This window comes from Acidovorax sp. (genome assembly GCF_046294525.1).
In the GTDB taxonomy this organism is placed as follows: domain Bacteria; phylum Pseudomonadota; class Gammaproteobacteria; order Burkholderiales; family Burkholderiaceae_C; genus Acidovorax.
The window spans coordinates 499,164-520,784 of record NZ_JBKBKQ010000001.1; the positions used below are offsets into that span (position 1 = coordinate 499,164).

Here is a 21,621-nt window from a genome sequence, read left to right on the forward strand (position 1 = left end):
TTACACGGGGCAGGGCATGGGCCCCGCCGGCGCGCTCAATGAGCGCCCGTCACAGCTTTGGAGCCGCGTGGCACACGCACTGCTTCCACCATGGCCTGAATGTGCTGCGGTGGCTCCTTGGTGACCTTGTCCACCAGGAAGGCGACTGCGAAGTTCACCATGGCACCGACTGCACCAATGGCTTCCGGCGTGATGCCGAAGAAGCTGTTGGCGCCTCCGATCAGGCCCAGGTATTCCGTGCCCTTGATGAAGAAGATGCCCTTGTGTGCGAACACATAGAACAGGGTGAAGAACAGGCCTGCCAGCATGCCGGCCATGGCGCCTTCCTTGTTCATCTTCTTGCTGAAGATACCCATCATGATGGCCGGGAACAGCGAGCTGGCTGCAATACCGAAGGCCAGCGCCACCGTACCGGCCGCGAAGCCCGGCGGGTTCAGCCCCAGATAACCGGCCACCACAATGGCCACGGCCATGGACACCTTGCCCGCCAGCAGCTCGTTCTTCTCGCTGATGTTGGGGTTGAACACGCCCTTGACGAGGTCATGCGACACCGCCGACGAGATTGCCATCAGCAGACCGGCCGCCGTGGACAGCGCCGCAGCCAGACCACCCGCCGCCACCAGCGCGATCACCCAGTTGGGCAGCAGCGCGATTTCGGGGTTGGCCATCACGATGATGTCAACGTTCACGTTCAGCTCATTGCCCTTCCAGCCGGCAGCCTCTGCCTTGGCCTTGGCGTCGGCGTTGGTGGTCTTGTCGTTGTAGTACTGAATGCGGCCATCGCCGTTCTTGTCTTCCCACTTCAGCAGGCCCGTCTTTTCCCAGCGCTTCATCCAGTCGGGACGCTGTTCGTTCAGCAGGCTGGCTTCAGGCGCATACAGGTCGCCACCCGCCTTCACCGCGGTATTCACCGTGGAGTGCAGGTTGAGCTTGGCCATGGCAGCCACGGCAGGTGCCGTGGTGTACAGGATGGCGATGAACACCAGCGCCCAGCCTGCCGAGCTGCGGGCATCCTTCACCGAAGGCACGGTAAAGAATCGCATGATGACGTGGGGCAGACCGGCGGTACCGATCATCAGCGACAGCGTGTACATGAACATGTTCAGCGTGCTGCCAGGCAGTTGCGTGGTGTACTTGCCAAAGCCCAGTTCGGTGATCACCTGGTCCAGCTTGGCCAGCAGCGACATGTCGGTGCCCACATAGCTGCCACCCAGGCCCAGCTGCGGCAGCGGATTGCCGGTGAGCTGCAGCGAGATGAACACGGCGGGCACGGTGTAAGCCAGGATCAGCACGATGTACTGCGCCACCTGGGTGTAGGTGATGCCCTTCATGCCGCCAAACACGGCGTAGGCAAACACGATGGCCATGCCCACGTAGATGCCCATGTCGCTCGACACACCGAGGAAGCGCGAGAACGCGATGCCCACGCCGGTCATCTGACCAATGATGTAGGTGATGGATGCGACCAGCAGGCAGATCACGGCGATGGTGCTTGCGCTCTTGGAGTAGAAGCGGTCACCAATGAACTGGGGCACCGTGAACTTGCCGAACTTGCGCAGGTAGGGGGCCAGCAGCATGGCCAGCAGCACATACCCGCCTGTCCAGCCCATCAGGAACAGCGCGCCGCCGTAGCCCATGGTGGAGATCAGACCGGCCATGGAGATGAACGAGGCAGCGCTCATCCAGTCGGCCGCGGTGGCCATGCCGTTGGTAATGGGGTGGACGCTGCCGCCCGCTGCGTAGAACTCGCTGGTGGAGCCTGCACGGGCCCACACAGCAATGCCGATGTAGAGCGCGAAGCTCAGACCGACAAAGAGGTAGATGGTGGTTTGAAGATCCATGATGTCAGCCCTCAGTCTTCATGCACGTCGAACTGACGATCAATGTCGCCCATCTTCTTGGCGTAATAAAAAATCAGCGCAATGAAGATGTAGATGGAGCCCTGCTGGGCGAACCAGAACCCGAGCGGATAACCGCCAAGACTGATCTTGTTGAACAAGTCAACGAACAGGATCCCCGCGCCGAACGACACTAAAAACCAGACGATCAGAATCTTGGTGAGTAGCGCGAGCGTGGCTTTCCAGTAGGCGTGACTGCTTTTGTCTTCCTTCATGAAGTCCCCTCATGTGTGAGAACAGAAACACAGCGAAGAAGAATGAATCTGCGCTGCCCCTGCACATTCCGCGGGCCGGGCCACGGGATTGCGTGGGTGACTGTGGCGACGCTTCCTTACAGCGAACTGATGAAAACGGCCAAACCCCCGCCGTATCTTGAGACCCAAGGGAAAACACCGACCCGCCGTTTCGCACTGCGGCGGACAGCCGAGCGGATGCCGCAGTGCACCACGCAAAAAAGGCCTCCCATCGCCCAGGCAATGGAGGCCAAAGCCAGTCCGTTGCAGACCGGCGGGGAGGGATCCGAGGGGATCAGAAAATTAAATGAGACAGGATGCCTCGCTTGCACCCGCGCTCAGCAGCCCGAAGGCCGGTTGGGGCGCATGGGGACAATGCCCGACACGCGCACCGTTGCGCCAGAGCCGTCGCTGGCAAACAGGGTTTTCCCGGTAAATCGGACCTGGTCACTCTCACGCACCACGGCGGTGTCAGTCGGTTCGTCGCTGCCGTACTCCTTGCCGTCGAACGTGAGGAACACCTGGTGCAGGCCGGTGGCGTCGGGGCGGTAGCGGATGTCGCCGAACGCCGTGGCAGACGAGCCCACCTTGTTGGCGCCGTCGAACTTGAACGAGCACAGTTCGGGCACGGAGCCGATGGGATTGCGCTTGTCCACGTCCGTCAGGTTCAGCGATCCATTGCCATAGACACCGTTGAGGTCGCCCACGGTGGCATTGCTCACCGTGAGAACGCCGGGTTCGTTGCTGGGCGTAGGATCGTCGTCGTTGCCGCCGCCGCAGGCAACGAGAAGAACAGAGGTAGCCGCCAGGGCCGCGCAGGTCTTGAAAAGTGATGTCATGGTGAAGGGCGTCCGTAGTAAGGAAAGGGGAACAGTGGAACGGTCTGGATACATTGGTGGGGAGTTGCGCCCCAAGCGCTGATCCCTGGGCTGAATCCTAAAAATCAGTTCCCGCACTTCACGTGCGCCGTGTTCCGCCATGGTCGTAGGACATGGCCCGACATCCCTGTGCGGGATGCCGCCCCTCCGCAGTGCCCCCTCAGCGCGCCAGCACGGCCGCCAGCGCCTTGCCGGTGTGTGTGCCCGCCGTCACCACATCCTCGGGCGTAGCGGCTGCCACGATGCGCCCGCCTGCGTTGCCACCTTCCGGGCCCAGGTCGATGATCCAGTCGGCCTCTGCAATCACGTCCAAGTCGTGCTCGATCACGATCACGCTGTGGCCGCCGTCCACCAGCCGGTGCAGCACGCGGATGAGCTTGTCCACGTCGGCCATGTGCAGGCCCACCGTGGGCTCGTCCAGCACGTAGAGCGTGTGCGGCGCCTTCTGGCCGCGGCGTCCCACCTCGTCGCGCACCTTGGTCAGCTCCGTCACGAGCTTGATGCGCTGCGCCTCTCCACCGGAGAGCGTGGGCGACGGCTGGCCCAGCGTGAGGTAGCCCAGGCCCACGTCCTTCAAGAGTTGCAGCGGGTGCGCGATGCTGGGCATGGTGGCGAAGAAGTCCACCGCCTCGTCCACTTCCATCTGCAGCACATCGCCAATGCTCTTGCCCCGCCAGGTCACGGCCAGCGTCTCGGGGTTGAAACGCGCGCCATGGCAGGTCTCGCAAGGCACCTTCACGTCGGGCAGGAAGCTCATCTCGATGGTGCGCACGCCGGCGCCTTCGCAACTGGGGCAGCGGCCTTCGCCGGTGTTGAAACTGAAGCGGCCGGCAGCGTAGCCGCGCGCCTTGGCCTCCAGCGTCTCGGCAAACAGTTTGCGGATGGTGTCCCAGAAGCCGATGTAGGTGGCCGGGCAGCTGCGCGGCGTCTTGCCGATGGGCGTCTGGTCCACTTCGAGCACACGGTCAATGCTCTCAAAGCCCGACAGGCCCGCGCACCCCGCCAGCGCGGGGGCCTTGCCGGCGTCCATCGCATCGCGCCCCGCCTTGGTACTGCGCTGCTGCACCCAGGCCTGTACGTTGGTGAGCAGCACGTCGCGCGCCAGCGTGGACTTGCCCGAACCGCTCACGCCCGTGATGGCCACCAGGCGGTGCAGCGGAACCGTGGCCGTCACGTTCTTCAGGTTGTGCAGATGGGCGCCATGCACCGTGAGCCAGCGCATGGCGGCGCGCTCCTTCGCCTCGGTCAGTGCGTCAGCCGCCAGCGCAACGGCCTGGGCGGCACGCTTCTTCACGGCCGCGCTTTGGCGGCCGGTGGGCGCTGACGCCTCTGCCTGCGCGAAAGCGGCCGTGGCTTCGGCGCTCACCTCGCTGGCCACCATGCTGCGGCGCAGTTGCAGTGGGTGCTTCATCGCGTGCAGCAGGTAGCGGCCGGTTTGCGAATCTTCTGCATTCGTGAGGTCGCTCACCGAGCCCTGCGCCACCAGGCGCCCGCCGCGCTTGCCCGCGCTCGGGCCGATGTCGATGATGTGGTCGGCGCGGCGGATGGTGTCCTCGTCGTGCTCCACCACCACGAGCGTGTTGCCCTTGTCGCCGAGCTTGTGCAGGGCGTTCAGCAAAATCTGGTTGTCGCGCGCATGCAAGCCGATGGTGGGCTCGTCGAGCACGTAGCACACGCCTTGCAGGTTGCTGCCCAGCTGCGCGGCCAGGCGGATGCGCTGGGCCTCTCCACCGCTGAGCGTGGGCGCGCCCCGGTCGAGCGTGAGGTAGCCCAGGCCCACCTCTTCCAGAAATTCGAGTCGGCTCTGGATCTCGGGCACCAGATCGCGTGCGATATCGGCCTCGCGCGCGGTCATGCCGCCCTCGACGCGCAGGGTCTCGACCCAGCGGCGCACATCCGTCACGGACAGTGCCGCAATGTCGGTGATGCCCACGCCGGCAAACTTCACCGCGCGGGCCGTGGCGTTCAGGCGTGTGCCGTGGCAGGTAGGGCACACGGTGTCCTGCAGGTCTTCCACCTCAGGCTCGGCAAAGGTCTGCTCGCGGCCCTTCTCGTTGGCGTCCTGCACGGAGTCGTCGAACACCTTGCGTTGGTCCTTGGTGAGCTTGACGCCCGTGCCCACGCAGTCGGGGCACCAGCCGTGCTTGCTGTTGTAGGAGAAAAGGCGCGGGTCCAGCTCGGCATAGCTGGTGGCGCAGACGGGGCAGGCACGTTTGGTCGAATACGCATGCAAATGGCCAATGCCTGCGGTGGGCGCACCGCTTTCCATGGCAGCGGCCAGCGTGTCGATGCTTGAGAGGACATGCACCACGCCCTTGCCGTGCGTGAGCGCTTCGGCCAGCGCGGTGCGCAGCTGCGCTTCGTTCTCGGGCGACACATCAAGGCTCGCCACGGGCAGCTCGATGGTGTGTTCCTTGAAGCGGTCGATGCGCGGGAAGTTGGTGGTGGGCAAGAAGTTGCCGTCCACCCGCAGGTGGGTGTAGCCGCGCGGGCGGGCCCAGTCGGCCAGCTCGGTGTACACGCCCTTGCGGTTCATCACGAGCGGCGCCAGCAGGCCGATGTGCTGGCCGCGGAACTGCGTGAGCAGCTGGGCGGCAATGCTCTCGGGCGTTTGCGGCTGCACGGCAGCGCCGTCGTGCACGCAGTGCTGGGTGCCAAGCTTCACATACAACAGGCGCAGGAAGTGCCACACCTCGGTCGTGGTGCCCACGGTGGACTTGCGCCCGCCGCGCGAGAGGCGCTGCTCGATGGCCACGGTGGGCGGAATGCCGTACACCGCATCCACTTCGGGCCGCCCGGCGGGCTGCACGATGCTGCGGGCATAGGCATTGAGCGACTCGAGGTAGCGCCGCTGGCCTTCGTTGAACAGGATGTCGAACGCGAGGGTGGACTTGCCGGAGCCGCTGACACCCGTCACCACATTGAACTTCCCACGCGGGATGTCCACGCTCAGACTCTTGAGGTTGTGTTCCTTGGCATTGACGATTTCAATGACGTTTTTGGCTGCTAGCGCTTGTCCATCAAGCGCTAGCAGCTCACTTTTTCGTAGCAGCGCCGCTTTTTCGTGCACCGAATGCCCGCCCGCGCCCAGCGCCAGCTCGTAGTCGCGCAGCGCCTGTCCGGTGTGCGAGGTGGCGTGCTGCCGCACGTCTTCGGGCGTGCCCTCGGCCACGACCAGGCCGCCGGCATCGCCGCCTTCGGGCCCCAGGTCGATGAGCCAGTCGCTCGCGCGGATCACGTCCAGGTTGTGCTCGATGACGATGAGCGAGTGCCCCGCGTCGATGAGCTTGCGCAGCGCACGCATGAGCTTGGCGATGTCGTCGAAGTGCAGGCCCGTGGTGGGCTCGTCGAACAAAAACAGCGTGCCCTTGCGGGCCACGCTCTGGCGCGACTTGGCGGCGGTCTTGGCCGCCTCAGCCAGAAAGCCCGCGAGCTTCAGGCGCTGCGCCTCGCCGCCGCTGAGCGTGGGCACGGGCTGGCCCAGCGCCACATACTCCAGGCCCACGTCCACGATGGGCTGCAGCGCACGGATCACGTCGCGGTCGTTGGCAAACACGGCCGCGGCCTCGGCCACGGTGAGGGCCAGCACGTCGGCCACGTTGAGCGTGCGGCCGCCACGCTCGATGGTGATCTCCAGGATCTCGGGCCGGTAGCGCTTGCCGTCGCAGTCCGGGCAGCGAAGGTACACGTCGGAGAGGAACTGCATCTCCACATGCTCGAAGCCCGAGCCGCCGCAGGTGGGGCAGCGCCCGTCGCCGCTGTTGAAGCTGAACTTGGCGGCGGTGTAGCTGCGCTGTTTGGACAGCGGCGCCACGGCAAACAGTTCGCGGATGCTGTCCCACGCGCCCACGTAGCTCACGGGGTTGGAACGGGCTGTCTTGCCGATGGGCGACTGGTCCACGAACACCACGTCCGACAGGTGGTCGGCGCCCAGCATGCGGTCGTGCGCGCCCGGTGCATCCGTGGCCTTGCCGAAGTGGCGCAGCAGCGCGGGGGCCAGCACGTCCTGGATCAGGCTCGATTTGCCCGAGCCGCTCACGCCCGTGACGGTGACCAGGCGCTGCAGCGGGAACTCCACCGTCACATCCTTCAGGTTGTGCTCGCGCGCGCCTTCGAGGATGAGGCGCGGGGTCGACTCCGTCACCATGCGCTTGAAGCCAAAGCCCACGTGCTTGCGCCCGCCCAGGTAGGCGCCCGTGAGCGTGTCGGCCTGGCGCAGGTCGGCCGTGGTGCCGTCGAACACCACCTGGCCGCCCAGGCGGCCCGGGCCGGGGCCCATGTCGATCATGCGGTCGGCCGCGAGCATCACGGCCGGGTCGTGCTCCACCACCACCAGGGTGTTGCCCGCATCGCGCAGGCGCAGCATGGCCTCGGTGATGCGGTGCATGTCGCGCGGGTGCAGGCCGATGCTGGGCTCATCCAGCACAAACAGCGTGTTGACCAGGCTCGTGCCCAGCGCGGTGGTGAGGTTGATGCGCTGCACCTCGCCGCCGCTCAATGTGCGGCTTTGCCGGTCGAGCGTGAGGTAGCCGATGCCCACGTCGCACAGGTATTTGAGGCGCGTGGTGATCTCTTCGTGCAGCAGCTTCAGGGCCTGCGCGTCACCGCCTGCGGCCGCGTCGCCTTCGGGCAACTCCATGCGGTCGAAGAACCGGCGCAGGCGGTCGATGGGCAGCAGCATCAGGTCGTGCAGGCACAGGCCGGGCAGGGCTTCGAGCTGCTCGCGGCTCCACTGCACGCCTTCGGGCATGAACCGCTTGCCAGGCTCCAGCACCGCGTCGGCGTCTTCCTTGCGGCCGATGCGCCAGAGCAGGCTCTCGGTCTTGAGGCGCGCGCCCGCGCAGGTGGGGCACGGCGTGTAGCTGCGGTACTTGGACAGCAGCACGCGGATGTGCATCTTGTAGGCCTTGCTCTCCAGGTATTCAAAGAAGCGCTTGATGCCGTACCACTGCTTGCTCCACTGCCCTTCCTTGTAGCCCGGCGCACCGTGGATGACCCACTTTTTCTGGTCGTCGGTCAGCTTGTACCAGGGCGTGTCGCGCGGGATGCCGGCCGTCTCGGCGTGGCGCATGAGGTCGTCTTGCGCCTCCTTCCAGGCGGGGGTCTGGATGGTCTTGATGGCGCCTGCGCGCAGCGTGAGCTTGTCGTTGGGGATGACGAGGCCATAGTCCACGCCGATCACGCGGCCGAAGCCCCGGCAGCTCTCGCACGCTCCCACGGCGGAGTTGAACGAGAACATCGAGGGGATGGGGTCGCTGTAGCGCAGGTCGCTGTCGGGGCAGTGCAGGCCTGTCGAGAACCTCCACAACTCGGGCTCGCCCTCATCCACAAGGCGGTACACGTTCAAACGCCCCGTGCCACGCTTGAGCGCCACCTCAATCGCCTCAATCACCCGCGCCTTCTCGGCATTGCCCAGGCGGAAGCGGTCGGCCACCACGTCAAGCACCTTGCGCGGGCCGGTGGGCGTGGCCACTTCACGCTCGGCCTGCACCTTGGTAAAGCCGCTGGCGGACAGCCATTGCTCGACCTGCTCGGCCGACGTGCCACCCGGTAGTTCAACCGGGAAGGTCAGGACGATACGCGGATCGCTCGCCTCGGCACTACGCCGCTGCAGCTCGGCATAAATGGTCTCTGGCGAATCATGGCGCACGGGCTGCGCAGTCTGCTTGTCGAACAGCTGGCCTGCGCGGGCGAAAAGCAGTTTCAAATGGTCGTTCAGCTCCGTCATCGTGCCCACGGTGGAGCGGCTGGAGCGCACCGGGTTCGTCTGGTCGATAGCGATGGCCGGCGGCACGCCTTCGACCTTGTCCACGGCCGGCTTGTCCATGCGGTCCAGGAACTGGCGCGCATAGGCGCTGAAGGTCTCCACATAGCGGCGCTGGCCCTCGGCATACAGGGTGTCGAACACCAGGCTGGATTTGCCGGAGCCGCTCGGTCCCGTAACCACCGTGAGTTCGCCGGTGCGGATGTCCAGATCCAGGTTTTTGAGGTTGTGCTGGCGTGCGCCGCGGATGCGGATGGTTCCCTGGGTCATGTGGGGGCTTTGTGTGGGTATGAGGCCAAACATTCTAGAAACGCGCTGCTGACAGCGTGTGTCAGCAGCGCATTGCCCATGGTGGCTGCTGCGGTGTTACACGGCGGGCGTGCATTTCTGGGCACAAACCCTTTGAAACCCTGCGGGGCATCGGTTTAGACTGCCGTTTCCGACCTTTCAAAAAGATACACAGAGGAGACAGCCATGAAAACGTGGCATGCACTGTGGGCTGGCGCCGCGCTGGCCCTTTCGCTCTTTGCCCCATCTGCTCAGGCACAAATCCTGATCGGGCAGACCGCCGGCTTCTCGGGCCAAGTGGCGGCGGGCGTCAAGGAGACGACCGATGGCGCCCTGCTCTACATCGACTCGGTCAACGCCAAGGGCGGCGTCAATGGACAGAAGATCGAGCTCATCTCTCTGGACGACAAGTTCGACCCCAAGCTGGCCGCCGAAAACGCGCGCAAGCTGATTGAAGAGAACAACGTGTCCGCCATGTTCCTGAATCGCGGCACCCCCCACACCGAGGCCATCATCCCGCTGCTGGACAAACACGGCGTGGTGCTGGTGGGCCCGTCCACCGGCGCCATGGTGCTGCACCAGCCGGTGCGCAAATACATCTTCAACGTGCGCGCCACCTACCAGCGCGAAGCGGAAAAGGCCATGACCCACCTGGCCTCCATGGGTATCACGCGCATTGCACTGATGTACGCCGACGACAGCTTTGGCGCGGACGGCATTGCCGGTGCACAAAAGGGCCTGACGGCTGCCAAGCTGACCCCGGTGGTGGTGGAAAAGTTTGACCGCGCAAAGCCCGACTTCCCTCCCATCGCAGTCAAGATCGCCAAGGCTGACGCGCAGGCCGTGCTGATGGTGGCGTCGGGCTCGGCCGTGGTGGACGCGGGCAACGCGCTGCGCAGCGCGGGCTCGGGGGCCCAGATCGTGACGCTGTCCAACAACGCTTCGGGCGGATTCATCAAGAGCCTGGGCGCGAACGCGCGCGGCGTGATCGTGACGCAGGTCTACCCCAACGAGCGCGCCGTGACCTTCCCCATGGTGAAGGAGGCGCAGGAACTGGCCAAGGCCAAGGGCCTCACGGAAATCAGCCCCGCCATGCTGGAAGGCTACGCCGCCGCCAAGGTGCTGGTGGAAGGCCTGAAGCGCGCAGGCCCCAAGCCCAGCCGCGAAAAGATTCACGCGGCGCTGGAGAGCATCAAGAAGTTCGACCTGGGCGGCCTGGAAGTGACCTATGGGCCGGACGACCACACCGGCCTGGACTTCGCCGACCTGTCCATCATCGGGACGGACGGGCGCTTCCGCCGCTGAAGGCGATTGAACGCCACGCGAAGGTGCCTACCAGCCCAAACTGACGCGAAACTTGATCTCCCGCACCCAGGCCCGGCATTGCCCGGGCCTGGGCGTTTCTGGGCATGTGTTCGTCACAATTTGTATCTATATTCATACATCCCCCAGACAGGACATACGCATGAAATTCACGCAATGGTTACGCGCGGGCGCCGCTCTGGCGGTGTGCTGCACAGGCTGGATGGCCCAGGCGCAGATTCTGATCGGGCAGACCGTGGGCATCACGGGCTCCGCCGCGGCAACCGTGGCCGAATCCATGGGCGGCGCTGCGCTGTACATCGACAGCGTCAACGCCAAGGGCGGCGTGGGCGGTCAGAAAATCGAAATCGTCTCGCTGGACGACAAGTTCGACCCCAAGCTCACGCTGGAAAACACCCGCACGTTGATTGAGCAAAAGGGCGTGATCGGCATGTTCATGACGCGCGGCACGCCCCACACCCAGGGCATCGTGCCGGTGCTGGAGCAGCACGGCGTGGCACTTGTGGGCCCGTCCACGGGCGCCATGGTGCTGCACGAGCCTGTGAGCAAATACATCTTCAACGTGCGCGCCACCTACCAGCGCGAGGTGGAAAAGGCCATCACCCACCTGAACACGTTGGGCATCAAGCGCATTGGCGTGGTGCATGTGGACGACACCTTTGGCGCCGACGGCTTGGCGGGCGCCCTAAACGGCTTCAAGGCCAATAGCCTTGAAGCGCTGTTCATCGAAAAGTTTGACCGCGCCAAGCCCGACTACACGGCCATTGCGCCCCGTGTTGCGGGCAAGCAGCCACAGGCCGTCATCTTTATCGGCACCGGTGCGGCCGTGGTGGACGGCATCAAGGCGCTGCGCAGCGCCGGCGTCACCGGCCAGATCGTGACGCTGTCCAACAACGCGTCGGGCGGGTTTGTGAAGGCGCTGGGCGACAGCGCGCGCGGCGTGGTGGTCACGCAGGTGTTTCCGTCCGAGCGCTCGCTCAACTACGGCTTCATCAAAGAGGCCATGGACCTGGCACGGGCCAAGGGCGTGGGCGACCTGACACCGGCCATGGTGGAAGGTTTTGTGAGCGCCAAGGTGCTGGTTGAAGGCATCCGCCGCGCCGGACCCAAGCCCGACCGCGCACGCCTGCACGCCGCCCTGGAAGGCCTGAAGAAATACGACGTGGGCGGCCTTGAGCTGTCGTACAGCGCCACGGATCACACCGGGCTTGATTTTTCGGACCTGTCCATCATCGGCTCGGACGGGCGGTTCAAGCGCTAGCAGTTGCCGTCGCCGTTGCCGTCGCCGTCGCCGTTGCCGTTGCCGTCCAGGCGGCTTAGTCTTCGGCATAAATATCCACGCCGCGGGTTTCGGGCAGCAGCAGCAGGCCCACAACCGCCGTGGCGCCAGCCACGGCCACCGGGTACCACAGGCCGCTGTACAGGTTGCCAGTCTGCGCCACGATGGCAAACGACAGCGTGGGCAGCAGCCCGCCAAACCAGCCGTTGCCGATGTGGTACGGCAAGCTCACGGAGGTGTAGCGGATGCGGGTGGGGAACATCTCCACCAGCATGGCCGCCAAAGGCCCGTACACCATGGCCACCAGCAGCATGAGGTAGCTGAGGACTGCCACCACCGCCAGCGTGTGGATGCGGTCAGGGTCGGCCTGCAAGGGGTAACCATGTTCGGCCAGCGCGCTGGACACGGCCTCGCGGAAGGTGGTGGCTTGGCGGCGTGCCTCATCGGCCGGCAGCCCCTGGAGCGCGGGGCTGGTGAGGGTGGCGTTGCCGATGCGCACCCATGCCTGGCCCGGTCGCGCAGCGGGCTCGGTGTCATAACCCACTGAATGCCCGGCCAGCACCTGCTTGGCCAGGTCGCACGGGCTGGCATGCCGGGCCGCGCCCGTGGGATTGAACTGAAAGGAGCAGTCCGCCGGGTGTGCCGCCACAACCACGCGGTGGCGCGCCTGTGCATCGGCCAGCGCCGGGTTGGCCGCCCAGGCCAGCGCCTTGAACGCTGGGAAATACGTGGCTGCCGCCAGCACACACCCCAACACGATGAGGGGCTTGCGGCCCACGCGGTCCGATAGCGCGCCAAACACAATGAACAACGGCGTGCCAATAAGCAGCGCCGCCGCCACAAGCAACTGGGCGGTGGTCGCATCCACCTTGAGCTGTTGCGTGAGGAAAAACAGCGCATAGAACTGCCCCGTGTACCAGACCACTGCCTGCCCGGCCGTCAGACCCAGCAGGGCCAGCAGGGCCATGCGCAGGTTCTTCCAGCGCCCGAACGACTCGCGTACCGGTGCCTGCGACGTACGCCCCTGCGACTTGATGCGCACAAACGCTGGCGATTCGGCCAGCGACAGCCGGATCCACACCGACACCACCAGCAGCACGATGGACAGCAGAAATGGCACGCGCCAGCCCCAGTCGGCAAACGCATTGTCTCCCAGCGCCCACCGCGTGCCCAGGGTCACCAGCAACGCCATGCACAGGCCCAGCGTCGCCGTGGTCTGAATCCAGGCGGTGCAGGCGCCGCGCCGGCCTGGCGGCGCATATTCGGCCACGTAGATGGCCGCCCCGCCATACTCACCGCCCATGGCCAGCCCCTGCAGCAGCCGCAGCCCGATCAGCATGACCGGCGCGGCCACGCCGATGCTGCCGTACGTGGGCAGCGTGCCCACGATGAAGGTGGACAGCCCCATGATGAGGATGGTGACCAGGAAGGTGTACTTGCGGCCAATCATGTCGCCCATGCGGCCGAACACCAGCGCCCCGAAAGGCCGCACCACAAACCCCGCCGCCAGCGCCAGCAGCGTGAAGACGAATGCGGGGCCCGCCTCCAGCGGCGTGAAGAATTGCTGCGCCAGCACGGCCGCCATGGCACCGTACAGGTAAAAGTCGTACCACTCGAACACCGTGCCGAGCGTCGATGCGAAGACGACTTTTCGTTCTTCCCGCGTCATGGCGCGGGAAGCGGCGGCGTCGGCCATGGCTGTGTGTCTCCAGTTGGGGCGCTTGTTCTTGTCGTGGGCATGTCGCCGGGCGCACGTGGGGTGAATCCCACAGTGCACTGCGCGTCTGCCCATTCTTGAAGCGCACACTGACCCCGGTCTGACACGCAGCGCGAAGTCGTGCACCGTCGCACAACACCGCACGAACGTTACGACGGCGACGCGACGGCACGGCGCCCGCCGGACCCGGGTATCAGGGGTTTTTGGGTGCCAGGCCCGAAGGCACCTGCGCGGCAGCGTCCCACGCGCCGCCGTCAAACCAGGCATCGCCGTCCAGGTATGCGCGCAGCATGGGAAGTCCGTCCAGGCCCCAGAAGACCTTGCCGTCCACGCCGAAGGCGGGCACGCCAAACACGCCTGCCGCCTGCGCGGCCTCGGTGTTGGCACGCAGCAGGGCCTTGGGGCCATCGCTGTGCATGTCCTGCCCGGCGCGGATCTGCTCGGCCAGATCGGCTGCCAGGGCAGCCAGACGCGTCGGATCCAGCGCATCGTATCCGCCCTGCCACACATGGCGCAGCACGGTACCCGCCACATAGCGGTTGATGCCGCCATCGTCGCTGCAGGCCAGCGCCTGGCGCAGCAGCGGCAGCGGGTTGAACGGGTGGCGCGCGGGCATCGAGAGCGGCGTGCCCTGCGCATGGCCCAGCCAGGTCACGTGGCGGTAGGTCCAGTCGCGCTTGGGTGCGATGCCCGCCGGGCCGGGGTTGGCGTGCTGCTGCAGCAGCGCGCCCAGCAGCACGGGCCGGTAGGCCACGCTGTAGCTCAGGCCCTCCAAGGCCTCCGGCAGGCGCTCGAAAGCCAGCCAGGCATACGGCGATACGAAGTCAAGATAGAAGGTGATGTGCTTCATGGCTGGGGCTCCGTATGCGCGGCGGAATCGGTCAACGCTGCGGCCAGCGGTGCGGCCAGCGGTGCGGGCAGCGGAACGCCCGCGCGCTGCAGCAACTGCACCCAGATGACGCGCCGCTGCGCGCCGTCCGCAGCGGACCAGGCACGGATCTCGTCCAGCGTGCGAAAGCAGCCCACGCAGCCGCTGCGGTCGTCCGAGAGGCGGCATACCGAGATGCAAGGCGAAGGCACCACCTCGTCAGATTTCAGATCAAAATAGCCCGCATCGCTTACCAAACAAGCGCGTGCAGCTATTGATTCAGTAGCATTCATGGTGCGACGGCCCCGGGCGCTGGCGGGGCCACGGCTTGCACCACATCCACCACGGGCGCCCCGGTCAGGCGCTGCAAGTCGCTGGGGTGCAGCGCAAACACGCCATGCGGGTGCCCCGCGGCCGCCCACACCACGTCAAAGCGCAGCAGGTCCTGGTCGATCAGCGTGACGGGCGGCGTGGCGTGGGCCACGGGTGATACACCGCCAATCGAAAACCCGGTCCGGCTTTTGACGAACTCGGCATCGGCGCGGCCGATCTTGCAGCCCACGTGGGCCTCCACTTTCTTCTCGTCCACGCGACGGTCGCCCGAGGTGACCACCAGCACCGCCGCGTCGTCGCTCTTGCGGCGGAAGATGATGCTCTTGGCGATCTGCCCCACGGCAATGCCCAGCGCATCGGCCGCCTGCTGCGCGGTGCGCGCAGCGTCGTCCAACATCTGCGGGCGGTGGGGATGGCCCAGGGATTCCAGCGCTGCAGCCACGCGCTGCACGCCTTCGGGCAGGTTTTTCACTTCAGCTCCACACACGGTCTTTTTCTCCTGCGCCAGACGGGGTCACCCGCCGCGTTTGGTCAGCAGCGCATTCGCCGCACGGGAATTGGGTTTGCGGCCGAGAAAATCGCTGATGTACGCGCCCGCATCAATGAGCTTATCAAGGTCGATGCCCGTCTCGATGCCCATGCCCTGGAGCATGTACACCACGTCCTCGGTCGCTACATTGCCCGTGGCGCCCTTGGCATAGGGGCAGCCGCCCAGGCCCGCCACAGACGACTGGTAGTTCCACACCCCCATCTCCAGCGCCGCCAGCGTGTTCGACAGCGCCTGGCCATAGGTGTCGTGGAAGTGGCCCGACACTTCGTCGATGCCGAAGTGCTGCAGCGTGGCCTCGATGGCGCGCTGCACCTTGCGCGGCGTGCCTACGCCGATGGTGTCGGCCACGTCCACGCGCTGCACGCCGATGCCCTTGAGCAGGCCCGCCAGGTAGGCCACGCGCTCGGGGGCGATCTCACCCTCGTAGGGGCAACCCACGGTGCAGCTCATGGCGCCGCGCACGCGGATGCCAGCGGCCATCGCCGCCTCCACCACGGGCGCAAAGCGCTCGATGCTTTCGGCAATGCTGCAGTTGATGTTGCGCTGGCTGAAGGCCTCGCTGGCCGAGCCGAAGACCACGATTTCATCGGGCCGGTCGAGCACCGCCGCCTCGTACCCCTTGATGTTGGGCGTGAGCACCGAATACGCCACGCCGCTGGCGCGCGCAATGCCAGCCATGACTTCGTGGTTGTCGGCCATCTGCGGCACCCACTTCGGGCTCACGTAGCTGGTGACTTCGATCTCGCGCAGGCCGGCCTGCTGCAGGCGGTGCACCAGCTCGATCTTCACGGCGGCGGGCACGGGGGTCTTTTCGTTCTGCAGGCCGTCGCGGGGGCCGACATCGATGAGGTTCACGCGGGAAGGAATGCTGCTGCTCATGGGGGTGTGCTTTCATCAAACAAAAAGGAAGGCGGTCAGCGCCCCGTCAATCCAGGGTGGCGTGGGCCGCGATGGCGCCGGACCTGGGCCGCAAGCGCAGCAGCAGCCAGCCCACGAGCACGCCGATGCCGCTGAACAACAGCAGCACGCCGCCGCCCAGCACCTTGACCGTGGTGGAACTGCCGATCTCGGCCCGCGAGGGATCCTGAGCGTCGTAGCGCACCGTGACGGTCTCGCCGATCTTGTGCCTCGCGTGGCCTTGGCGTGCCACGCCGTCGGTAAAGCGCTGCGTGCGCCCGTCGCCCGTGGCGAACTCGACAATGCTTTGCCGGGCCAGGCTGCGGCGCCCCTGCGAGCCGAGGGTCACTTCCTGGTGCGCCACCACGCGGCCCGTGGCCGTATGTGTGCCACCCAGCATGCCCAGGCCCGAGGCCAGCATCCACGCCGCGCCCAGCGCCGTGAGCGCGCTGGGGACCAGAAGAATCCAGCCCAGAAGGCCAAAGAAACGCCGGACGTTAGAGGTGCTGGAGGTGGTCATAAGCCTGCGATTGTCCGTGCTGCGTGGGGGGCCCGCGCCTTCATTCATTCGCTCAGTAGCCGCGCCCGGCGTCCACCACGCCGGCCACGGTCTCGCCCCGCTGCAGTGCGGCGATCTTGCGCGCAATCTGGGCGATGCTCTCGTCGCGCAGCGTGCGTGCCGAGGTGTGGGGGGTGATGGTGATGCGCGGGTGGTTCCAGAACGGGTGGCCGGCGGGCAGCGGCTCGGTGCGGAACACGTCGAGCGTGGCACCCGCCACCTGGCCGCTGGCTATGGCCGCCAGCAGGTCGTCGTCCACCAGGTGCGCGCCGCGCGCCACGTTAATCACGTAGGCGCTGGGCAGCAGGCGGGCCAGCGTGTCCTTATTGATCACGTCGGCCGTCTCGGGCGTGAGCGGCAGCAGGTTGACCAGCACCCGGCTCGCGGCCAGGAAGTCGTTGAACTGCTCTGTGCCGCTGAAGGCCCGCACGCCCTCGATGGCCTTGGGGCTGCGGCTCCAGCCGTTGATGGGGAAGTCGAACTGCGCCAGCGCCTTCGCCACGCGCTCGCCCAGCACGCCCAGGCCCATCACGCCGATGGGGAAGTCGCTGCGCAAGCGCGGCTTGCGGTAGCCCCAGCGTCCCGCTGCCATGTCAGCCTCGTAGGCATCGAACTCGCGGAAGTGGCGGATGACCGCGTGGCACACATACTCGGCCATCTGCACGGCCATGCCCGCATCATCCAGCCGCACCACCAGCGCGTGCGGCGGCAGGCGCAGTTTGAGCAGCGCATCCACGCCCGCACCGATGTTGAACAGGGCCTTGAGCCCCGGCTGCTCGTCCATGAACTGCTGGGGCGGTGCCCAGACCACGGCGCAATCGGCCTGCGGTGCGCCGGGCTCCCACACGGCAATGTCAGCGCCGGGCAGTGCGGCGGCCAAACCCTGGAGCCAGGGCTCGGCCTTGGTGTCGGTACAGCAAAAGGTGATTTTCATGGCTGCCGAGCGTACCGCGCCCTGCCGCTGCTTGCTGTCACGCAGCGGAAAGCTTGAGCAGTTCAGCCCCCTCCGTCACCTGGTCGCCAGGCGCGTAGAGCAGCTCCTGCACCACGCCATCGGCCGGCGCGGCAATGGTGTGCTCCATCTTCATGGCCTCCATCACCGCCAGGGGCTGGCCCTTGGCCACGTTGTCGCCCGCCTTCACGGCAAACGAGACCACCTTGCCGGGCATGGGGGCCGTGAGGCGCCCGCCCTCGGCGGCCACTTCGCCCGCGTGGGCCAGCAGGTCGATGGCGGTGATCTGCGTGGCGCCCAGCGGGGTGAATACATGGTCCACCTCGCCCTGCGCGTACACGGCGGCGCGGGTGCGCTGGCCGGCAAACTGCAGCTCGATGCCTCCATCGGCCTGCGGTGCAAACGCTAGCGGTCCGGCCACAGCCGCTTCGCCTTCGCCCACGGCCAAATGCAGACTGCCGCCGCGTTCATAGGTGAGCCAGGCCTGGGCATGCTGGCCGCCAAATTCGAACTCGAACCGACGGCGGTTCAATCCGTGCGAATGGAAGCCATCGCGGCGGCTGAACGGGTCTGCGCCTTCGGTAGCGCGCTCGCGCAACAGGGTCTGGGCCACGGCGGCCGCCGCGGCCAGCGGCAGGCCCACGGGCTCCTGGTGGAACAGCACGGCCTGCTCACGCTGGATGAGCGCGGTGTCGAGCTTTGCGCCGGCAAACGCATCGGTGTGCGCCACGCGGCGCAGGAACTGCACGTTGGTCGCCAGGCCCACGATGTGGGTCTGCGCCAGCGCGTCATCGAGCCGTGCCAGCGCCTGCTCGCGCGTGTCGCCGTGCACGATGAGCTTGGCCACCATGGAGTCGTAGAACGGGCTGATCGCATCGCCCTGGCGCACGCCGGAGTCCACGCGGACCGCGCCCCTCTCGAACGTCACGCACTCGGGCAGCGCATACACATTGAGTGAGCCCGTGGCGGGCAGGAAGTTGTTGTCGGGGTTCTCGGCGCAGATGCGGGCCTCAATGGCATGGCCTTGGATGCGCAGGTCTTGCTGCTGCAGGGGCAGCGGCTCGCCCGAGGCCACGCGCAACTGCCACTCCACCAGGTCCAGGCCGGTGATGGCCTCGGTCACGGGGTGCTCCACCTGCAGGCGGGTGTTCATCTCCATGAAGTAGAACTTCATCTGGTCGGGCCGCTCGTAGCCGCCCGGCTGCTCCACGATGAATTCCACCGTGCCCGCGCCCACGTAGTTCACGGCCTTGGCGGCGGCCACAGCGGCCTCGCCCATCTGCGCGCGCAGTGCGGGTGTCATGCCGGGGGCGGGGGCTTCTTCCAGCACCTTCTGGTGGCGGCGCTGCACGGAGCAGTCGCGCTCGAACAGGTAGACGCAGTTGCCGTGCGTGTCGCCAAACACCTGGATCTCGATGTGGCGGGGGCGCTGCACGTACTTTTCGACCAGCACTGCATCGTCGCCAAAGCTGTTGATGGCCTCGCGCTTGCACGACTCGAGCGCGGCGGCGAAGTCTTCGCTCTTGTCCACCGCCCGCATGCCCTTGCCACCGCCACCCGCGCTGGCCTTGATGAGCACGGGGTAGCCAATGCGGTCGGCCTCACGCTGCAGCAGGGCCGGGTCCTGGTCGGCGCCGTGGTAGCCGGGCACCAGGGGTACACCGGCCTTTTCCATGAGCTGCTTGGACTCGGCCTTGAGCCCCATGTCCTTGATGGCCGATGCGGGCGGACCAATGAACACCACGCCCGCCGCCGCGCAAGCCTGGGCGAAGTCTTCGTTCTCGCTCAGGAAACCGTAGCCGGGGTGGATGGCCTGTGCGCCTGTGGCTTTGGCGGCCTCGATGATGCGTTCCCAGCGCAGGTAGCTGTCCTTGGGCGCACTGCCGCCGATGTGCACGGCCTCGTCGCAGACGGCGACGTGCTTGGCATTGGCGTCGGCGTCGGAGTACACGGCGACGGTCTTCACGCCCAGGCGCTTGGCCGTGGCGGCAACCCGGCAGGCGATCTCGCCGCGGTTAGCGATCAGTATTTTTGTAAACATTTAAGCCACCTTGGCAGAACCAGAAAAGAAAGAAGAAAGGCGCCGCACCACGGCGCGCAGAAACTTGAACAGCACCACCAGCAGCAGCACCGACACGGCCACCATCAGCACCAGCGCGACGCCGAAGGCCACCGGGTGCTGCGTGGCGAGCCACACCACGGCGATCACCAGGCCATCTTCGAAGAACGACAGCCCCCAGTTGGAGAACGGCTCGGGCGAGGTGTTGATCGCCGCGCGCGTAGTCATCTTGGTGGCCAGGGCGGTGGCCGAGAGCGAACCGCCCAGCAGCCCGGCCACGATCGCCATGGTGGCGTTGTCAGCGCCAAACACGCCCGCCGCCAGCGCTGCGCCCGCAGGCACGCGGATGATGGCGTGGGCGGCATCCCAGGCGCTGTCCACCCAGGGCACCTTGTCGGCAAAGAATTCCACGAACAGCAGGCAGCCGCTCACGATCAGCACCACCGGGTGCTGCAGCACGGCCAGGCCCGGGGGCAACACGATCCACCCCAGCACGCCCATCATCCCGACCAGGAACACCACCGCATACAGCCGAAACCCGCTGGCCCAACCCAGCGCGGCGGCCAGGGCCAGCAGGCTGGGCATGTCGAGCTGCGCGGTGGCGGTAGCCGCCGCATCGCCCACCGCACGCGCGGTGCCGCCATCCACATGCAGCCCCAGCGTGTGGAGCCACTGCACGATGTTGAACCAGAGGGTGTCCATGGCCTGCGGTGACCGGTCAGCCCAACCAGTTGGGCTTGCGCTTGGCCAGGAACGATTGCACGCCCTCCTTGCCTTCGTCGCTGGCGCGGATGTCGGCAATGCCCTGCACGGTGGCGGCGATCAGACCCGCGTTGATCTCGCGCTCGGCCACGTCGATGACCAGCTTCTTGCACACGCGCACGGCGTTGGGGCTGGCGCTGGTGAGCGCCTTGAGCAGCTCATCGACCTTGGCGTCGAGCTGGTCCGCAGCCACCACCTCGTGCACAAACCCGATACGCAGCGCCTCGGCCGCGTCAAACCGCTCGGCCGTCAGAAAGTAGCGGTGCGCCGCCCGTGGGCCCATGGCGCGGATCACATAAGGGCTGATGGTGGCGGGGATCAGGCCAAGCTTCACCTCGCTCAGGCAAAAGCCCGCCGTGTCCACCGCCACCGCCATGTCGCACGCGGCCACCAGGCCCATGCCGCCGGCGTACACGTCGCCCTGCACGCGGGCGATGGTGGGCTTGGGGCATTCGTAGATCACGCGCAGCATCTCGGCCAGCTTGCCGGCGTCGGCGATGTTTTCATCGCGCGTGTAGTCGGCCATGCGCCGCATCCAGTTCAGGTTGGCGCCCGCGCAAAAGGCAGGGCCCTCGGCCGCCAGCACCACGGCGCGCACATCGGCGCGGCTGCCCACGTCGGTGAAGGCGGCAGTGATTTCGGCGATGACTTCGTCGCTGAAGGCGTTGCGCACCTCGGGCTGGATCAGCGTGATGCGCGCCACCGCGCCCGACTGGGTGATGGAAAGATTCTGGCTGGTGCTGCTGTTGATCATGGCTTGGAAGGGTCCCGCAGGTAATACACAAAGTCCAGCACCGGGCACGGCTGGCCCAGCGCGGTGAGCGCCGCCGTGATCTGCCCCCGGTGGTGCGTGCCGTGGTTGAACACATGGGCCAGCGTGGCGGCAAACGGGAGCGACGCGGCCTCGCCATTCGTCGTGGTGTAGTGGAGCGTCCCGTCCCAGCGGGCGGCGGGCCAGCTGGCGATCAGGGGTTCCCACCGGGCCGCGCCCTCTCGCAGGCGCCGGGCCAGCGCGTCGCGGTCGGGTTCGGCCTCGGCATCCAGCGCCAGGCGGGGCGAGCTGCCTTCAGAAAACCGCACGAACCACAGCAAATGTTCACCCACCAACAGGTGGTTGAGCGTGCCGTGGATGCTGCGAAAGAACAGGCCCACATCGCGCCGGTAGTCGGCATCGGGCAGCGCCGCCACGGCGCCCAGCAAGCGCGCGGTGGCCCACGCGTTGTAGCGTGCAAGCAGGGTGAAATGGGCCACGGCATCCATC

17 protein-coding genes are annotated in these 21,621 nt (G+C 66.5%); 2 read left to right on the forward strand and 15 right to left on the reverse strand.

Annotated features, from left to right (window positions below):
* Positions 1-35: 35 nt before the first annotated feature.
* From ACK4HJ_RS02230 to uvrA, 4 genes are all read right to left on the reverse strand, one after another.
* On the reverse strand, positions 36-1,841 hold the full coding sequence (locus ACK4HJ_RS02230) for a sodium:solute symporter family protein (RefSeq protein ID WP_409827295.1): 1,806 nt from the start codon (positions 1,839-1,841) through the stop codon (positions 36-38).
* 11 nt (positions 1,842-1,852) lie between these two features.
* Positions 1,853-2,113, reverse strand: a complete 261-nt coding sequence (locus ACK4HJ_RS02235) for a DUF4212 domain-containing protein (protein WP_409827297.1) — start codon at positions 2,111-2,113, stop codon at positions 1,853-1,855.
* A 356-nt stretch (positions 2,114-2,469) separates the two neighbouring features.
* A complete protein-coding gene (locus ACK4HJ_RS02240) occupies positions 2,470-2,970 on the reverse strand; it encodes a hypothetical protein (protein WP_409827298.1) in 501 nt (166 codons plus the stop codon).
* Between the two features lie 199 nt (positions 2,971-3,169).
* Positions 3,170-9,043, reverse strand: a complete 5,874-nt coding sequence (gene uvrA / locus ACK4HJ_RS02245; RefSeq protein WP_409827300.1) for an excinuclease ABC subunit UvrA — start codon at positions 9,041-9,043, stop codon at positions 3,170-3,172.
* A gap of 204 nt (positions 9,044-9,247) precedes the next feature.
* Here uvrA and ACK4HJ_RS02250 point away from each other — a divergent pair, with 204 nt between their 5' ends.
* The gene (locus tag ACK4HJ_RS02250) at positions 9,248-10,366 is read left to right on the forward strand and encodes an ABC transporter substrate-binding protein (protein WP_409827302.1); all 1,119 of its coding nucleotides are present in this window, start codon (positions 9,248-9,250) and stop codon (positions 10,364-10,366) included.
* Between the two features lie 160 nt (positions 10,367-10,526).
* Positions 10,527-11,645 carry an ABC transporter substrate-binding protein gene (locus ACK4HJ_RS02255; RefSeq protein WP_409827304.1) on the forward strand — a complete coding sequence of 373 codons (1,119 nt, stop codon included), beginning with the start codon at positions 10,527-10,529 and terminating at the stop codon, positions 11,643-11,645.
* A gap of 55 nt (positions 11,646-11,700) precedes the next feature.
* Here the strand turns inward: ACK4HJ_RS02255 and ACK4HJ_RS02260 are convergent, their stop codons facing one another.
* The 11 genes from ACK4HJ_RS02260 to ACK4HJ_RS02310 form a co-directional block, all read right to left on the reverse strand.
* Entirely contained in the window at positions 11,701-13,359 is a 1,659-nt protein-coding gene (locus tag ACK4HJ_RS02260) for an MFS transporter (RefSeq protein ID WP_409827306.1), read from the reverse strand.
* Between the two features lie 214 nt (positions 13,360-13,573).
* On the reverse strand, positions 13,574-14,230 hold the full coding sequence (locus ACK4HJ_RS02265; RefSeq protein WP_409827308.1) for a 2-hydroxychromene-2-carboxylate isomerase: 657 nt from the start codon (positions 14,228-14,230) through the stop codon (positions 13,574-13,576).
* Positions 14,227-14,541: a DUF1289 domain-containing protein gene (locus ACK4HJ_RS02270; protein WP_409827310.1), complete on the reverse strand. Its 315-nt coding sequence runs from the start codon at positions 14,539-14,541 to the stop codon at positions 14,227-14,229. Before ACK4HJ_RS02270 ends, ACK4HJ_RS02265 begins: the two co-directional genes overlap by 4 nt.
* Positions 14,538-15,068 (reverse strand): YbaK/EbsC family protein, encoded by a 531-nt coding sequence (locus tag ACK4HJ_RS02275; protein WP_409827312.1) that lies wholly within the window; start codon positions 15,066-15,068, stop codon positions 14,538-14,540. Before ACK4HJ_RS02275 ends, ACK4HJ_RS02270 begins: the two co-directional genes overlap by 4 nt.
* A 27-nt stretch (positions 15,069-15,095) precedes the next feature.
* Positions 15,096-16,010 (reverse strand): hydroxymethylglutaryl-CoA lyase, encoded by a 915-nt coding sequence (locus ACK4HJ_RS02280; protein WP_409827314.1) that lies wholly within the window; start codon positions 16,008-16,010, stop codon positions 15,096-15,098.
* A gap of 46 nt (positions 16,011-16,056) precedes the next feature.
* Complete coding sequence (locus tag ACK4HJ_RS02285) at positions 16,057-16,548, reverse strand: DUF3592 domain-containing protein (RefSeq protein ID WP_409827316.1); 492 nt, start codon at positions 16,546-16,548, stop codon at positions 16,057-16,059.
* 52 nt (positions 16,549-16,600) lie between these two features.
* Entirely contained in the window at positions 16,601-17,521 is a 921-nt protein-coding gene (locus tag ACK4HJ_RS02290) for a 2-hydroxyacid dehydrogenase (protein WP_409827318.1), read from the reverse strand.
* A 37-nt stretch (positions 17,522-17,558) separates the two neighbouring features.
* On the reverse strand, positions 17,559-19,580 hold the full coding sequence (locus ACK4HJ_RS02295) for an acetyl-CoA carboxylase biotin carboxylase subunit (protein WP_409827319.1): 2,022 nt from the start codon (positions 19,578-19,580) through the stop codon (positions 17,559-17,561).
* Positions 19,581-20,300 (reverse strand): DUF4126 domain-containing protein, encoded by a 720-nt coding sequence (locus ACK4HJ_RS02300; RefSeq protein ID WP_409827321.1) that lies wholly within the window; start codon positions 20,298-20,300, stop codon positions 19,581-19,583.
* Between the two features lie 16 nt (positions 20,301-20,316).
* Positions 20,317-21,114: an enoyl-CoA hydratase/isomerase family protein gene (locus ACK4HJ_RS02305; protein WP_409827323.1), complete on the reverse strand. Its 798-nt coding sequence runs from the start codon at positions 21,112-21,114 to the stop codon at positions 20,317-20,319.
* Positions 21,111-21,620: a DinB family protein gene (locus ACK4HJ_RS02310; protein ID WP_409827325.1), complete on the reverse strand. Its 510-nt coding sequence runs from the start codon at positions 21,618-21,620 to the stop codon at positions 21,111-21,113. Before ACK4HJ_RS02310 ends, ACK4HJ_RS02305 begins: the two co-directional genes overlap by 4 nt.
* Position 21,621: the final 1 nt, after the last annotated feature.

Bases quoted from the DNA above. Each gene is read 5' to 3' on its own strand.
- ACK4HJ_RS02230 (WP_409827295.1), bottom strand. From the start codon at position 1,841: ATGGATCTTCAAACCACCATCTACCTCTTTGTCGGTCTGAGCTTCGCG.
- ACK4HJ_RS02235 (WP_409827297.1), bottom strand. From the start codon at position 2,113: ATGAAGGAAGACAAAAGCAGTCACGCCTACTGGAAAGCCACGCTCGCG.
- ACK4HJ_RS02240 (WP_409827298.1), bottom strand. From the start codon at position 2,970: ATGACATCACTTTTCAAGACCTGCGCGGCCCTGGCGGCTACCTCTGTT.
- uvrA (WP_409827300.1), bottom strand. From the start codon at position 9,043: ATGACCCAGGGAACCATCCGCATCCGCGGCGCACGCCAGCACAACCTC.
- ACK4HJ_RS02250 (WP_409827302.1), top strand. From the start codon at position 9,248: ATGAAAACGTGGCATGCACTGTGGGCTGGCGCCGCGCTGGCCCTTTCG.
- ACK4HJ_RS02255 (WP_409827304.1), top strand. From the start codon at position 10,527: ATGAAATTCACGCAATGGTTACGCGCGGGCGCCGCTCTGGCGGTGTGC.
- ACK4HJ_RS02260 (WP_409827306.1), bottom strand. From the start codon at position 13,359: ATGGCCGACGCCGCCGCTTCCCGCGCCATGACGCGGGAAGAACGAAAA.
- ACK4HJ_RS02265 (WP_409827308.1), bottom strand. From the start codon at position 14,230: ATGAAGCACATCACCTTCTATCTTGACTTCGTATCGCCGTATGCCTGG.
- ACK4HJ_RS02270 (WP_409827310.1), bottom strand. From the start codon at position 14,541: ATGAATGCTACTGAATCAATAGCTGCACGCGCTTGTTTGGTAAGCGAT.
- ACK4HJ_RS02280 (WP_409827314.1), bottom strand. From the start codon at position 16,010: ATGAGCAGCAGCATTCCTTCCCGCGTGAACCTCATCGATGTCGGCCCC.
- ACK4HJ_RS02285 (WP_409827316.1), bottom strand. From the start codon at position 16,548: ATGACCACCTCCAGCACCTCTAACGTCCGGCGTTTCTTTGGCCTTCTG.
- ACK4HJ_RS02290 (WP_409827318.1), bottom strand. From the start codon at position 17,521: ATGAAAATCACCTTTTGCTGTACCGACACCAAGGCCGAGCCCTGGCTC.
- ACK4HJ_RS02295 (WP_409827319.1), bottom strand. From the start codon at position 19,580: ATGTTTACAAAAATACTGATCGCTAACCGCGGCGAGATCGCCTGCCGG.
- ACK4HJ_RS02300 (WP_409827321.1), bottom strand. From the start codon at position 20,300: ATGGACACCCTCTGGTTCAACATCGTGCAGTGGCTCCACACGCTGGGG.
- ACK4HJ_RS02305 (WP_409827323.1), bottom strand. From the start codon at position 21,114: ATGATCAACAGCAGCACCAGCCAGAATCTTTCCATCACCCAGTCGGGC.
- ACK4HJ_RS02310 (WP_409827325.1), bottom strand. From the start codon at position 21,620: ATGGATGCCGTGGCCCATTTCACCCTGCTTGCACGCTACAACGCGTGG.